The sequence below is a fragment of the Synechococcus sp. RS9916 genome (assembly GCF_000153825.1).
Taxonomy (GTDB): Bacteria; Cyanobacteriota; Cyanobacteriia; order PCC-6307; family Cyanobiaceae; genus Synechococcus_C.
Map to the genome: position 1 here is coordinate 1,673,319 of NZ_DS022299.1, position 13,353 is coordinate 1,686,671.

Here is a 13,353-nt window from a genome sequence, read left to right on the forward strand (position 1 = left end):
GCCGTTCTGCTTCCATGCTCAGCCTCAACATGATCGTTCGCGATGAGGCCGAGCGCATCGAAGCCTGCCTGGCCTCGGTGCGGGATCTGGTGGACGAGATGGTGGTGGTCGACACCGGCTCCCGGGATGACACCGTGCAGCGGGCGCAAGCAGCCGGCGCCCGGGTGGAACAGCAGAGCTGGCCCGGTGATTTCGCACCCGCCCGCAATGCAGCCCTGGAGCTGGTGACTGGCGACTGGGTGCTGGTGCTCGATGCCGATGAACAGCTCGTGCCTGAAGCGATTCCGGCCCTCAAGGAGCTGATGGCCCAGCCGGATGTGCTGGTGATCAATCTGCTCCGCTTTGAGCGGGGCGCGGCGATGGCTCCTTATTCGAGTGTCAGCCGATTGTTCCGGCGCCATCCACGCCTGCAGTGGAGCCGGCCCTATCACTCCATGATCGACGACAGCGTCGAAGCTGTGCTCAGGGATGAGCCCCACTGGCGGATCGTGAACTGCGGCACTCCAGCCCTGCTCCATGACGGCTACAGGCCCGAACTCCTGGCCGGCAGCGACAAAGCGGCACGGCTGCGAGACGCCATGGAGCAATGGCTTCAGGCCCACCCAGGCGATCCCTATGCCTGCGCCAAACTCGGCGCCCTGGAGGTGGCTTCAGGCCAGCGGGAACGAGGTATCAACCTGCTGCAGCAAGGTCTTGCCGCCCTCAAGGACGCTGGCGAGCGGGCCGCTGAACGCTACGAACTGCTGCTCCACCTGGCCATCGCCCAGCGGGATCAAGATCCAGCCCAGGCCATCACCACCTATCGCCAAGCCCTTGACCTCCCTGTGGAAGCGCGTCTCAGCCTTGGGGCCCGCCTCAACCTGGCGACCCTGCTGATGGAAGCCGATCAACTCGATGAGGCCATCCGCCTAACCACCATCGCCACCGAAGAGGCACCGGAAGTGGCCCTCGGTTGGTACAACCTCGGCCTGATGCAAAGACGCAAGGGCGACATCGCCGCGGCGATCCGGGCCTATGCCGCAGCCCTCGACCGTCACCCCGACCACCCCGAAACCCACCAGAACTTGGCCGTGGCCCTGCTCCTTGGCGGTGATATCGATGGCGCCCGCAAGGGCTTCCGCGTGGCCATCGCCCTGCTGGACGACCAAGGAAGATCAGAGGAAGCAGAAGCGCTTTACAAGCAGGTGCAGGGAATGGTGAAGCTGGATGAGGTGGGTGCCTGATGCTCCCCCTCGAAGGCCGCACGGTGCTGGTGACGCGGGCCCAGGAACAACAGGGGGAAGGGCGCAGGCAGCTGGAACAGCTGGGCGCCCAGGTGATCGATTTGCCAGCCCTGGTGATCGGCCCGCCGGATGAGTGGGGGCCCCTGGACGATGCCCTCGACGAACTGGATGAGTTCCATTGGCTGCTGTTCTCCAGCGCCAACGGTGTGCGGGCTGTGGAAGAACGGCTGCAGCGTCTCGGGCAAAGCCTGGCCCGACGCCCCGGCAGCTTGCGCATCGCGGCTGTGGGCCGCAAGACAGCGGCCCTGCTGGAGCAACTGGGAGCACCCGCTGATTTCGTGCCGCCGGATTTTGTGGCCGACAGCCTGATTGAGCATTTCCCCGTCTCAGGCTGGGGGCTGCGGCTGCTGATCCCCAGGGTGCAGAGCGGCGGACGCACCGTGCTGGCAGAAGCGTTCGGAGAAGCGGGTGCCCGGGTTGTGGAGGTGGCCGCCTACGAATCCCGCTGCCCGGACCACATCCCTGAAGCGGCAGCCTCTGCGCTGGCATCTGGCGAGGTGGCCGCCATCAGCTTCAGCAGCGGTAAAACCGTGACCCACACCGCCCAGTTACTGGAGGCCCGCTTTGGGCCCGACTGGCGCCAGTTGCTGGCATCCACCCAGATCATCTCGATCGGGCCACAGACCAGCCAACGGTGCCAGGAGGTGATGGGCCGAGTCGATGCGGAAGCGACCCCCCACGACATTGCCGGGCTGGTGCAGGCCTGTGTTCAGGCCTTGGGCTCCGCCAAACACACCGGGGGTTGAGTCTTGCCATCCACCGCATAGGTGAGACAACCGCTCGGAAGGTCGATCGACAGCACAGACCATTCCTTGGGCAGCAAGGGAGTCTTGATGCCCTTGCAACGACCGGCCTGCCCCAGGCAGACGGGTCCAGAGCCCGACGCGGTGCGCACCAACGCCTGCACCTGGCCACCCACCGCCAGCACCCCCTGAAGGCTGAGGCCAGCCGACGCTGCGGCCGTGGTGCTCTCACCCCCACCAACGGCAGCTGAAGAACCCGCCGAAGCGCCTGTCAGGGGAGCAAAGGGGTCGACACGGCCCCGACTGACCGACCCCTGCACCTGGGCCGTGGTCGGTAAGGGAGTGAGGGCGGCCGGTGGGGTCGCAGGACTCACCACCGGGGGTTCCGGGTCGGGCTTCGCACCAGAAGAGCTTGTCCCAGCATTCGAAGGCTGGGACTGGGATGGTGGCTGCGACTGGGACGACGCGGGTTCATTGACCTGTTGGCCACTGCAGCCCACGGCCACGAGCGTCAGCAACAGGCTCGCTAGCCGTTTAGGCCGAAACGGCGTAATCGCTCTCCACCAGATCCCTGAATCGGTCAAGGTTTGCCTGCAGTTCTTTCGTGACGATCCCCCCCAGGATGCTTGGTTCCATCAGGGGTGCCAAGACCCTTGGGAGTTCGTAGGTCACGCTCAGCTTCACAGCCGTGCGATCGGACGCTTCGGAATAGAACCGCACCGCTCCCTTGGTGGGCAATCCACCCACCGACTCCCAATGCAGCTGCTGCGCCTCCACCCGGGTGGTGATCCGCGCCTTCCAGCTGAAGCGAAAGCCTTGGGCCGCCAGAGTCCAGTCGGTGAGGTCAGGATCATCCAGGGTCTTGACCGATTCGATCCAGCGCATCCAACGCGGCATCGCCTCCAGGTCGCTCCAAACCGCCCAGACCCGCGCCACGGGAGCGTTCACCTCGGTGGTGACAGTGTGTTCAAGCCAACGTCCCATGGATTCGTTCAGGCAACAGCGGCATTGGTGGCCAGGCTGGCCGACCGGCCCAGGATGGCAGCCGCTGCCAAATGACCGCTCATGGTGGCTCCCTCCATGGAATCGATGTAGTCCTGCTTGGTGTAGCTGCCGGCGAGGAAGAAGTTGGACACCGGTGTGCGCTGATCAGGCCGGAAGGGCTCCATGCCAGGGGCTTCGCGATACAGCGACTGGGCCAGCTTCACCACGTTGCTCCAGGTGAGCTTGAGGTTGCGAGCCGACGGGAACAACGCGCGCACCTGGGCATCGGTGTGGGCGACGATCTCGTCCACACCCTTGGGGATCCAGGGATCGCCGGGTGTCAGCACGCACTGAAGAAGGGACCCCTGCCCTTCCTTGCGGTAGTCCTCAGGGCTGGCCAGGGCCAGATCAGCGAAGCAGCTGAAATCTGCATCTGCTGTGTAGAGCAGGTTATTGAGCCCAGCGGGAGTGGCCAGATCACGGCGGCGCTGTTCCTGCACCTGCTCGTCACCCAGCTCCGTCACCCAGCCGTCGTACCGCAACTGAACAGTGGCAACAGGGACCGCTTCCAGCTTGTGGATCGCCTCGAACTGAGGGAAACGACGCCAGGCCTCAGGCAACAAACGCTGAATCCCGGGCACATCGCAGGCAGCCAGGTAGGCATCAGCCTGCACCTGAATCTCTCCATCAGGGGTACCCAGGGTGAGCGACGTCACTTCAGGCGACGCGCCCTCGCTGAAGTGCACCTCTTTGACACGGTGGCGGAGGTGAAGCTTGGCTCCACGGGCCTGGATGTACTCCAGGATCGGACCGGTGAGCCAGCGATGGGGCGACCCCTTGAGCAGATTGAGCTTTGAAGCCTCGGTTTTGGCCGCAAACATCATGAAGATGGTGAGCATGCAGCGGGCGGAGATCGCCTCGCAATCGATGAACCCCAGGGCGTAGGCAATGGGATTCCACATGCGGCGAATGCTCTCCATGCTTCCGCCATGGCCCACAAACCAATCTTGGAAACTGACGGAATCAAGGGCACGAATCGTGCGCATCGCGCCTTCGTAATCCACAAGGCCACGCACAATCGGGCTCGTGCCAAGGGCTAACGCATTGCGCAGCTTGTCAATCCAGGTGAGCTGGGGGGTTGTGAAGAACGCCTTGAGGCCGTTGAAGGGAGCGCCGAGAGCGAAACGAAAATCGAGCTCACGCAGATCACCGCCCTTGTTGCAGAAGAGGTGGGTGTGATCCTTCGGGAGAAGGTTGTCGATCGCTCCCACCTTGCGCATCAGGGCGAACAGGTTGGCGTAGTTGAAGAAAAAGACATGCAATCCCATTTCGATGTGATTGCCACCGTCATCCACCCAGCTGCCAACCTTGCCGCCCATGAAGGGACGTGCTTCGTAGAGATCCACCTGGTGGCCAGCATCCACCAGATCCACAGCCGCGGCCAATCCAGCCAGACCCGCACCCACGATCGCGACCTGCACCGGCTGCTCCCGCCAAAAAACTTCACGACTCTATGAATGCGCCATCCCGGAATGGGCCTCAATACAGTACGGAGAACGGACTGATTCCCACACCATGACCGCATCCGTCCCCTCCAGCGGCACATCTGAGAGCCCCGTCAGCGGATCGGACATGGCCGCGCCCCACACCGCAAGGGACGGCAAAGGCATCCAGATCACTGACCCGGCCATGCAACAGCTTGCCAAGCTCTGCCGCGAACAGGGCGAAAGCCAGGTTCTGCGCGTGGGTGTGCGCTCCGGCGGATGCAGCGGCATGAGCTACACGATGGATTTCGTGCCCAGCAGCGAGATCGAAGACGGGGATGAGGTGTACGACTACACCGCTCCCGATGGCGCTGATTTCCAGGTGGTCTGCGATCCCAAGAGCCTGCTTTACATCTACGGAATGCAGCTCGACTTCAGCACTGCATTGATCGGTGGCGGGTTCAATTTCACCAACCCCAATGCCAGCCAGACCTGCGGCTGCGGCAGCTCCTTCGCGGTCTGAACCGGCTGCATGGGAATCTGAGGTCACTGCCACAACACGCGCACGGTGACCGAGTCGCACGAGGAAAGCCTGTTCGAGCAGGCCATGGCCCGCTACCAGGACGGAGCTGCAGCCAGTGACGTGCTGGACGATTTCATCGCCATCACCAATGCAGCCCCCCGGCAGTCGGCGGGTTGGACCTGTCTGGCCTGGTTGCAACTGCTCTGCGACCAGCCCGAAGAGGCACTGCGGTCTGCCCGCTTCGCCGTGAAACTGAACGGCCAGGACCCCCAGGCCCGCATCAACTTGAGTGTGGCCATGCTCGAAACCCAGGCCAAAGGGGTGCGCGACCACATCCAGGTGGTGCAGCAAATTCTTGCGGTGGCGCCGGAAGTGACTCAGGAACTGCAGGCCTCGATTGCCGACGGCCTGGCCCGCAAGCCGGGTTGGCCTGCCCTCACCAAGGTGAAGAGCTGGCTGGAGATCTGAAGTGGCACGGCTGCTGCTGCTGAGCAATGGTCACGGGGAGGACCTCTCCGGCGCCTTGCTGGGCAAAGCTCTCAAGACCTGCGGCCATCAGGTCGAGGCCCTGCCGTTGGTGGGTGGTGGTCATCCTTACCGGGACGCCGCGATCCCCGTGGTGGCCAACACCCGGGAATACAGCACCGGCGGGCTTGGTTACACGAGCTGGCGCGGCCGCCTCACCGAGCTGATTCAGGGGCAGGTGCTGCATCTGCTTCAGGCCTTGCTGCGCCTGCTGCGGATCCGCAAGCGCTACGCACTGGTGGTGGTCATCGGCGATGTGATCCCGGTGATGGCGGCCTGGCTCAGCGGCAGGCCCGTGGCCACATACCTGGTGGCCTACTCCAGCCACTACGAGGGGCGCCTCAACCTGCCGTGGCCCTGCGGCAGCTGCCTCAGCCATCCCCGCTTCCAAGCGGTCTACAGCCGCGATCTGCTCACCGCCGACGACCTCAGCAGCCAACTGGGCCGGCCGGTGCAGTTTCTCGGCAACCCCTTCATGGACCCGGTGCTGGCAGCCGCCCCAGCACTGCCCGCCCGCCGGCGGCGGATCGCCCTGCTGCCCGGCAGCCGACGGCCTGAACTCGAACACAACCTGCAGCTACTGCTGGCGCTGATTCAGCGTCTACCAGCACCCCTGATCAGCAGCGGCGAACTGGCCATCGACCTGGCGCTGATTCGCGCCCTGGATGATGCCGCGCTGAACGCCCTGACAACGCCCCTCGGCTGGCAGCTGCGGGAGGCCGACAACAGCATGACCCTGATCAAGGGATCCCACCGCGTTCACGTGCGCCGGGGCCAGTTCACCTCCGTGCTCCAAAGCGCTGATCTGGTGATTTCCATGGCCGGCACCGCTGCCGAACAGGCGGTGGGTCTGGCCAAGCCAGTGCTCCAGATCGCCGGCGCAGGGCCACAATTCACCGCGAGCTTCGCTGAGGCCCAGCGACGGCTGCTGGGCCCCACGGTGTTCTGCGCGGAAGGCGACAGTGGATCAGCCAGCACCCTCGATGCCAGCGCGCGTCTGGCGTTGCAGCTGCTCGAACGCAGCAGCCAGGATCCATCTCTCCAGCAACGCTGCCGCCAACAGGCAGATGAACGGCTGGGCAGCATGGGCGGGGCTGCACGCATGGCTGCTGCAATCACGGCCTTGATCAAGCCCTAACCCCCCAACAACTCTCGCCAGCGATGCCGTCGACCCCTGATCAACCCACCTGGAAGCTCTGGCTCGACCGGTTGCTGGTGGTGGATGTGTTCCTGGTGCTGGCGGGGGCCGGCTGGTTCGGCATCGCCATTGTGGCCAGCAGCCAGGGAGTCGAAGGCCCCCTGCATCTGTTCCAGCAGCTCTGGGACCCCCTGTTCACGCCCGCCATTGGCCTGCTGATCGCCTCAGCGCTCGTCAGCGGGATTGCGTCGTGGTGGCAGCGGCGAGGGCCTCAGGCAGATCGGGATAGCTGAAGCTGAACCCGAGCTGAGGCAAACGCTCCGACCGCACATGCTGGCCATCAAGCACCACCCGGGCGCCATCGCCCAACAGCAGATGCAGCACCGGGCCGGGCACGGGAAGAAGGCTGGGGCGTCCCAGGCAACGTCCGAGCGTGGAGGCAAAGCTGGCCATGCTCACGGGTTGGGGAGCCACTCCATTCACCACCCCGTCCCAGCTGCTGTCGGTGAGAGCGGTCTGAATCAGGGCGCACAGATCGGTGCGATGGATCCAGCTCATCCATTGACGCCCTGAGCCGATCGGGCCGCCGAAACCAGCGCGGAAGATCGGCAGCATCTTGCCCAGGGCACCACCATCGGCCGCCAGCACGATGCCAATGCGCACCACCACCAGCCGGGTGGTCTGCGGGCGACCCGCGGCGGCGGCTTCCCAATCGCGACAGAGGGAGCCGAGCACATCCGTGCCAGCAGCACTCGACTCAGCAAAACTGGCCTGTTCGCTGGTGCCATAGAAGCCCACGGCGGAGGCATTCACGAGCACAGCCGGGGGCGTGGCCAGGGCCGCCATTGCTGCGGTCAGATGGCGGGTTGTGGCAATGCGACTGTCGTGGAGCAGCTGCAGATGGGCCGGCGTCCATCGCTGCTCAGCAATCGGTTCACCGGCCAGGTTCACCACCCCCTCAGCGGTGGCCAGCGCCTGCTGAAGAGCACCGCCCTGCGCCCAGCTGCTGGCCTGGGCGGGATCACATTGCACCCACTCGACCTGCTGTTCGGGCGCCCAGCTCACGGCGGTGCGGGGACGCCGGCTCACCAACGTCAGCTGATGGCCTGCCTCCTGAAGGGTTGGAACCAGCTCCCGTCCGACCAAACCAGTGCAGCCGAGCAGGAGCAGACGCATGGGAAGCGGAACAGGCGTAAGGGCGCCACGTTAAGAGGATGGGGCGGTGTCGAGTGGCGGATCGGCGCCGGGATCCGGGAGGGTGATCTGGAGGCGACGCGCCAAGGGAACCAGGGCAAACCCCTGGATCAGGAGTCCGTAGAGCACCACGGCCAGAGCCAGCGGTGGCATCTGCCAGCCCCAGGGCACATCCGATGCCCAAGCACCGATCGCCAACGCGATCGGCACCGCTCCCCGCAAACCGGCACAGACCACGAACATGCGCTGCGGTGGAGGGAATGCGGTACGCAACAGGAGCACCTGGACGATCACCAAGCGCACCACTTGCATGACCACAAACAGCAGCAGGCCCCAACCGGCTGCGTGCACCACATGGGTGGGGTCCACCACTAACCCCATGCAGAGGAACAGCAGCAGCTCGGCCATTTTGGCGAAGCTGGCATGGGCTTCCTCGAGAACTTCCCGATCAAGGCTGTCTGCATTGCCCATCACCAGACCTGCCACATAGGCGGCAAGCAGGGAGCTGCCGCCGAGCAGGATGGTTCCCCCACTGAGCACCAGCAACAGCGCCAAACTCACCACCGGCAACATGGTGCTGTGGCTGAGGCTCGTGCGGCTTCTCAGCAGCTGCACGGTGAGGCTGCCTCCGAAGAAGCCCACCATGATTCCGAGCAGAAACTGACGCACCACGTCAATCACCAACTGCCCCGGCGTCACCCCGCCACCACCGACCAGGGCCAGGGCCACTCCCGCCAACACCACCGCCATCGGGTCGTTGAAGCCCGATTCAATCTCGATCAAATCCAGCAGCGGCTTGGGCAGGCGATTGCGGAGTGGTCGCAGCAGGGCAAACACCGCGGAGGCGTCGGTGCTCCCCACCATCGCCCCGACAAACAACGCTTTCGGAAGGCCCGTCGTCCATGACGCCCCCGACACGCCAACGCCAAACAGCAGCATGACGACTGCCAGCAGCACCGAGGTGAACACCACGCCCAGAGTGGCCAGACGCGCAGCAGGCCGAATCACCCCTTTGACCTGTGACCAGTTGGTGGTGAGGCCCCCGAAAAAGAGCACCAGCACCAGGGCGGCCTCGGTGATCTGCTGGGCCTGGTGCAACGAGAGCAATGGCGCTGCCCCAGCCCCGGAGCCCAGTTTGTTGTCGATCAGCAAACCCAGCAGCAACACCATCAGCACGCCAGGCATGCGGATCCGCTCGGCCAGGTCGTCCAGCAGCACGGCCAGCAGGAGCAATCCACCAAACACCAGCAGATAAATCGCAAGCTGGTGGGTCACGGAGCCGACCGCAGAGGGACGGGTTGGTTCTAGCCTGCATTCCAGCCCACACCTTCTTGATGGCCGAAACCGACACCGCGGCGCCAGCCAAGGCCAAACCCGCTGCCCTCAAGAAAGGTGCACTGGTGCGGGTCAACCGCAAGGCCTACGCCGGCAGCGTGGAAGCTTGTGCCAGCGATCCCACCCCTCCGGACTACATCTTTGAAGGCCCCGGCGAGATCCTGGTGGTGAAAGGCAACTACGCCCAGGTGCGCTGGCGCCGACCGGTGCCCGATGTGTGGCTGAAACTGGCTCAGCTTGAAGCCTGGTCCTGAAGTTCAGACTCCACGCTCTTCACGGCGTTCGGGATGGATTGCAGCGCCGACGGCACCCGCCAAAGGGCACCGGACAGCACGGCACTGAGATCATCGAGAGCGATCAGCAAAGGCTGCTCACCATGGCGTTGCCGCGCAGCTGATGTGATCGCTGCAGCTCGCCAGGGATTCCAACCGGCAATGGTGACCACCGCCCGGTAGGCACTGGGCCAGGGATTGGCGGGGAGAACCTGCTCCAGGGCCGCGAATTGGGCTGAAGCTTCGGCTGGGCGATTGGCCAACACCGACAGCAGCGCCAGGGTCCAACGGGCCTGGGCATCGTTGGGGTTCTGCGCCAGACGTGCCCGGGCCTGACGGCGTAAAGGCTGGCGATAGAGGAAGTGACCATCGAGCATGTGCTCCGTGGCCACGGCACTGAACAGGGGGTCGAGGCCTTCCGGACCGGCGGCCAGCCCCTGGGCCAGTGCAGGAAAACGCTCAACAAAACCCGGCGCAGCAGGAGAGTCCGCCCGGCGCTTCCAGAGGGAATAGCTGTCTCCGCCGCTGCGAGGGAACTGCTCCACCAGGGCAAACACGCCGCTGTTGCGCACGGCCTGATCCAGCTTGCGAGCGCTCTTGCGCACCGAGCCCTGGTCACCTTCCGCCAGCACCACCCATTCGGCCCGGGCCAACACCGGTTCGCGATCACGGCGACTGCTGCCCAACTGTCGACCCACCAAGTGCCCTCCACCGCGGCGGCCGTAATAGCTGACGTTGTGCTGATTGAGATCTGCGGTGCTCGGCACCACAATCAAGGTGGTGGGGTCCGCCCCGGCAGTCGCACCGCCAGCGCGGCGCACAATCGCCTCCAGCGGCCCCTGCTGACGATCCTTCAAGCGACTGAGCTGCGCTTCCGCGCCAGCCTCAGTGCCAGCACCGACGCCCAACACCAGCAACACAGCCGGAAGCCATGGCGAATGCTGAGGCCAGCGCTGCTGACACCACACCCCCCACTGCCACCATCCCCTGGTGAGCAGCAACAACAGCGCCGGTAGAAGCGGGGCGATGTAGCGGTCATCCTTGTTCGGGCTCAGGCCGGTAAACACCCACCCCGCCACCAGGCTGATCAACAACCAACACCAGGCCAGGCGATCGTCGTGGGCTTCAGCGCCAGGTCCCAGCGCCCCCCGCAACGGGCTGCCTGGCCCAAGCCTCCAGCGCTGCCAGCTCCAGAGAAGCAATCCAGCCAGACCCACCGCCAGCACCACGCCCCCCAGCTGCTCGGGCAACAGGCGTGGGTACCAAAGCCAACCCTGCAGCGACAGGGGGCCTGGATCGCCCTCACGGGCGGCGGATTCCAGCACGGCCCGGTTGGTGCCCCCCAGGGTGGTGATCCAGTTGTGCCGCAACCACGGCAGCACACCCGCCAGGATCAAGGCCAAACCGGCCAGCAACTGCACACGCCGGCCAGCACCCCGTCGCAACGCCTGCACAGCCGCCCAGGCCAGCGCCGGTAACAACACCAGCAGGGCGCTTTGCTTCACCAGCAACGCCAGCAGGCAGGTCAAGGCAGCCGTGAAGGCCTGGTGCCAGCGGCCACCGCGTTGGGGATCCCACCAGCACCCCAGGCGCCAAAGGGCGAGGGTGACCGTCGCCGTGAGCGGCAGCTCCAGCACGTAGTCACTGCGCAGATCGAGCAGAGCTGGCGCAAGGGCCACCAGCACAGCCGCCAGCAGCGCAAAGGCACGGGCCGCGGGCCGCGGTCGGCGCAGCTCCAGGGCCCAGGCCGCCACCGCCAGCAGCAACAGTCCATGCCAGAGGCTCAGGGTCCAGGCAGCCTGGGCAGGGGCATCCCCCGCCAGAGCCATCACACTGCCGTTCACCAATGAGGCAAGGGGGGGAATCTTGGGCGACAGATCGAGCAGCGCATCCCAACCCTGCCAACCGCCTCCGGGGAGGAACCCCAGAGCCCGGCCGTGGTCGAGAGCGCTGTTGAGATAGTCGGCCTGATCCCAGGCGGGAATGCTGTTGAAGTGTGTCCACCACAGGCGATCCGCCAGCGTGGACAACAGCCAGACCAGCAGCAAGGCCAACCGGAACAGCCAAGCCGACATCAGGCGATCTCCAAACGGCGCCGTTCCTGCTGCAAACGCTGGCGCCGCTGCTTGGCCTCCCGCAGCATCTCGCGGCCGTCGTGGAGATAACTGTCCACGTAGCCCATCGTGTAGCGCTCGAGTTCAGTCACCGCATCCTCCACCTCCGAAAGGCAGTGATAAAGGCTGAGGCCGAAGCCACGGGCCCCCTCAGGCACGGGCAGCGACTGATACAGGTCCTTCACCTTCTCCAGCTTCCGCTGGCTGGTCTCGATGTAGGCACAGAAGGCCTCCATCAAGGTGTCGTCGTAGGGGTCGGCGGACAGGGCCCGCAACTGGGCGGGAAAGGGATTGATCACCTGGCCGAGCTGACGATCCACCGGGGCGTACACGGTCTGCAACCAGTGCACCAGGGCATCATCAGCCGCAGCAGCCTGACCACTGGCCGCATGGGCCGCCTGACTGGCCCTGGCATTGCGAGCCCCACGGCGGCGGGCCTCCGCCACCCCTTCCGCCTGGGACGCACCGATGCCAACGGCGCTCTGCCGGTCAAATTGGCGGCGCCGCTCCGCATCCCCCAACAACTCCCAGGCGGCATTGAGGGCGAGGATCCGCTCAGGATCACCGCCGGCATCGGGATGATGCTGTTTCACCAAACGGCGGTAGGCGGCCTTGAGTTCGGCCTGGGTGGCCTGGGCTGTGACCCCCAACTCGGCATAGGGGTTGTTCACAACTGACCATCCAGCCGCGGGGGCAACGGCAGGGCCGAGCTGAACATCGGTGTGGAGAGATAGCGCTCACCGAAGCTGGCGAGGATCACCACAATCCGTTTGCCTTCCAGCTCCGGCCGCTGACCGAGTTGAAGAGCAGCCGCCACGGCCGCACCACTGCTGACACCACTGAGCAACCCTTCCTCCCGGGCCAGGCGACGACCGATCACCATCGCCTCCTCATCACTGACAGCCATCACCTCATCAATGAGGTCACGGTCCAGCACTGGGGGGACAAAACCGGCACCGATGCCCTGAATGCGATGGGGGCCTGGGGGCTGACCGCTGAGCACCGCGCTGCCCGCAGGCTCCACCGCCACCACCTTCAAACCTGGATGACGCTGCTTCAGCAGACGTCCGCAACCGGTGATCGTGCCTCCAGTGCCCACCCCTGCCACCAGCACATCCAGCTGGCCTTCGGTGTCAGCCCAGATCTCTTCAGCGGTGGTGCGGGCGTGGATCGCGGGGTTGGCAGGGTTGGCGAACTGCTGCAGCAGGTAGGCCTCAGGGATTTCATCCACCAGTTCCCGAGCCAGGTCAATCGCCCCCTGAATCCCTTCAGTACCCGGAGTGAGCTGCAGTTCTGCCCCGTAGGCCCGCAACATCGCCCGCCTCTCGGTGCTCATGGTGTCGGGCATGGTGAGAATCAGGCGGTACCCCCGGGCTGCTGCCACCATCGCCAAGGCGATCCCGGTGTTGCCGCTGGTGGGCTCCACCAGCACCGTGCGCCCTGGTGAGATCGTGCCCGCCTCTTCTGCCGCCTGCACCATGGCCCCGGCGATCCGGTCTTTGACCGAGGCGGTGGGGTTGAAACTTTCCAGCTTTGCCACCAGCTCAGCCCTGCAACCACTGGCTGCAGGCAAACGATTGAGACGCACCAAAGGCGTGCGTCCCACCAGGGCCGTGATGTCGGAGGCAATCACCATGCCGTCATCCAACCAGACAGAAGTCAGAACTGAAAGCTGATTTTGAAAAGAGCTCTGCAGCCAGGTTGTGGTTGCAAGCAAACCGAACACCCACGGCGGTGCGGCCATCGCAATGCATCGGG

At 65.1% G+C, this 13,353-nt stretch carries 15 protein-coding genes; 7 read left to right on the forward strand and 8 right to left on the reverse strand.

The features are described from left to right. Positions 1-14: 14 nt before the first annotated feature. A complete protein-coding gene (locus RS9916_RS09030) occupies positions 15-1,223 on the forward strand; it encodes a glycosyltransferase family 2 protein (RefSeq protein ID WP_007099055.1) in 1,209 nt (402 codons plus the stop codon). Then, entirely contained in the window at positions 1,223-2,029 is an 807-nt protein-coding gene (locus RS9916_RS09035) for a uroporphyrinogen-III synthase (protein WP_007099056.1), read from the forward strand. The genes RS9916_RS09030 and RS9916_RS09035 overlap by 1 nt, the downstream gene beginning before the upstream one ends. On the opposite strand, the gene RS9916_RS09040 is transcribed toward RS9916_RS09035, so the two are convergent. From RS9916_RS09040 to zds, 3 genes are read right to left on the reverse strand one after another with little or no spacing between them, the layout of a single operon-like run. Continuing rightward, the gene (locus tag RS9916_RS09040) at positions 1,993-2,544 is read right to left on the reverse strand and encodes a hypothetical protein (RefSeq protein WP_007099057.1); all 552 of its coding nucleotides are present in this window, start codon (positions 2,542-2,544) and stop codon (positions 1,993-1,995) included. The two genes, RS9916_RS09035 and RS9916_RS09040, sit on opposite strands and share 37 nt — an antisense overlap. Before the next feature lie 16 nt (positions 2,545-2,560). Then, positions 2,561-3,010 carry an SRPBCC family protein gene (locus tag RS9916_RS09045; protein ID WP_007099058.1) on the reverse strand — a complete coding sequence of 150 codons (450 nt, stop codon included), beginning with the start codon at positions 3,008-3,010 and terminating at the stop codon, positions 2,561-2,563. 8 nt (positions 3,011-3,018) lie between these two features. Further along, complete coding sequence (gene zds, locus RS9916_RS09050) at positions 3,019-4,491, reverse strand: 9,9'-di-cis-zeta-carotene desaturase (RefSeq protein WP_007099059.1); 1,473 nt, start codon at positions 4,489-4,491, stop codon at positions 3,019-3,021. A gap of 94 nt (positions 4,492-4,585) precedes the next feature. Here zds and RS9916_RS09055 point away from each other — a divergent pair, with 94 nt between their 5' ends. The 4 genes from RS9916_RS09055 (at position 4,586) to RS9916_RS09070 (ending at position 6,973) form a co-directional block, all read left to right on the forward strand. Then, positions 4,586-5,017 carry an iron-sulfur cluster assembly accessory protein gene (locus tag RS9916_RS09055; RefSeq protein ID WP_007099060.1) on the forward strand — a complete coding sequence of 144 codons (432 nt, stop codon included), beginning with the start codon at positions 4,586-4,588 and terminating at the stop codon, positions 5,015-5,017. Positions 5,018-5,101: 84 nt separating this feature from the next. Next, the gene (locus RS9916_RS09060; RefSeq protein WP_050752318.1) at positions 5,102-5,485 is read left to right on the forward strand and encodes a hypothetical protein; all 384 of its coding nucleotides are present in this window, start codon (positions 5,102-5,104) and stop codon (positions 5,483-5,485) included. A gap of 1 nt (position 5,486) precedes the next feature. After that, complete coding sequence (locus RS9916_RS09065) at positions 5,487-6,680, forward strand: lipid-A-disaccharide synthase-related protein (RefSeq protein WP_007099062.1); 1,194 nt, start codon at positions 5,487-5,489, stop codon at positions 6,678-6,680. Positions 6,681-6,703: 23 nt separating this feature from the next. Then, positions 6,704-6,973, forward strand: a complete 270-nt coding sequence (locus RS9916_RS09070) for a hypothetical protein (protein WP_007099063.1) — start codon at positions 6,704-6,706, stop codon at positions 6,971-6,973. Here the strand turns inward: RS9916_RS09070 and RS9916_RS09075 are convergent. Continuing rightward, positions 6,915-7,856 carry a TIGR01777 family oxidoreductase gene (locus tag RS9916_RS09075; RefSeq protein WP_007099064.1) on the reverse strand — a complete coding sequence of 314 codons (942 nt, stop codon included), beginning with the start codon at positions 7,854-7,856 and terminating at the stop codon, positions 6,915-6,917. The genes RS9916_RS09070 and RS9916_RS09075 overlap by 59 nt on opposite strands. Before the next feature lie 30 nt (positions 7,857-7,886). Continuing rightward, on the reverse strand, positions 7,887-9,149 hold the full coding sequence (locus tag RS9916_RS09080) for a cation:proton antiporter (protein ID WP_007099065.1): 1,263 nt from the start codon (positions 9,147-9,149) through the stop codon (positions 7,887-7,889). Between the two features lie 59 nt (positions 9,150-9,208). On the opposite strand from RS9916_RS09080, the gene ndhO reads away from it, so the two are divergent. After that, a complete protein-coding gene (gene ndhO / locus RS9916_RS09085; protein WP_007099066.1) occupies positions 9,209-9,463 on the forward strand; it encodes an NAD(P)H-quinone oxidoreductase subunit O in 255 nt (84 codons plus the stop codon). Here ndhO and RS9916_RS09090 read toward each other — a convergent pair. From RS9916_RS09090 to cysK, 3 genes are read right to left on the reverse strand one after another with little or no spacing between them, the layout of a single operon-like run. Further along, complete coding sequence (locus RS9916_RS09090; RefSeq protein WP_007099067.1) at positions 9,442-11,556, reverse strand: phospholipid carrier-dependent glycosyltransferase; 2,115 nt, start codon at positions 11,554-11,556, stop codon at positions 9,442-9,444. The two genes, ndhO and RS9916_RS09090, sit on opposite strands and share 22 nt — an antisense overlap. Then, complete coding sequence (locus RS9916_RS09095; RefSeq protein ID WP_007099068.1) at positions 11,556-12,266, reverse strand: J domain-containing protein; 711 nt, start codon at positions 12,264-12,266, stop codon at positions 11,556-11,558. Before RS9916_RS09095 ends, RS9916_RS09090 begins: the two co-directional genes overlap by 1 nt. Continuing rightward, positions 12,263-13,231, reverse strand: coding sequence for a cysteine synthase A (gene cysK / locus RS9916_RS09100; protein ID WP_007099069.1), 969 nt, complete (start codon positions 13,229-13,231; stop codon positions 12,263-12,265). Before cysK ends, RS9916_RS09095 begins: the two co-directional genes overlap by 4 nt. Positions 13,232-13,353 lie beyond the last annotated feature (122 nt).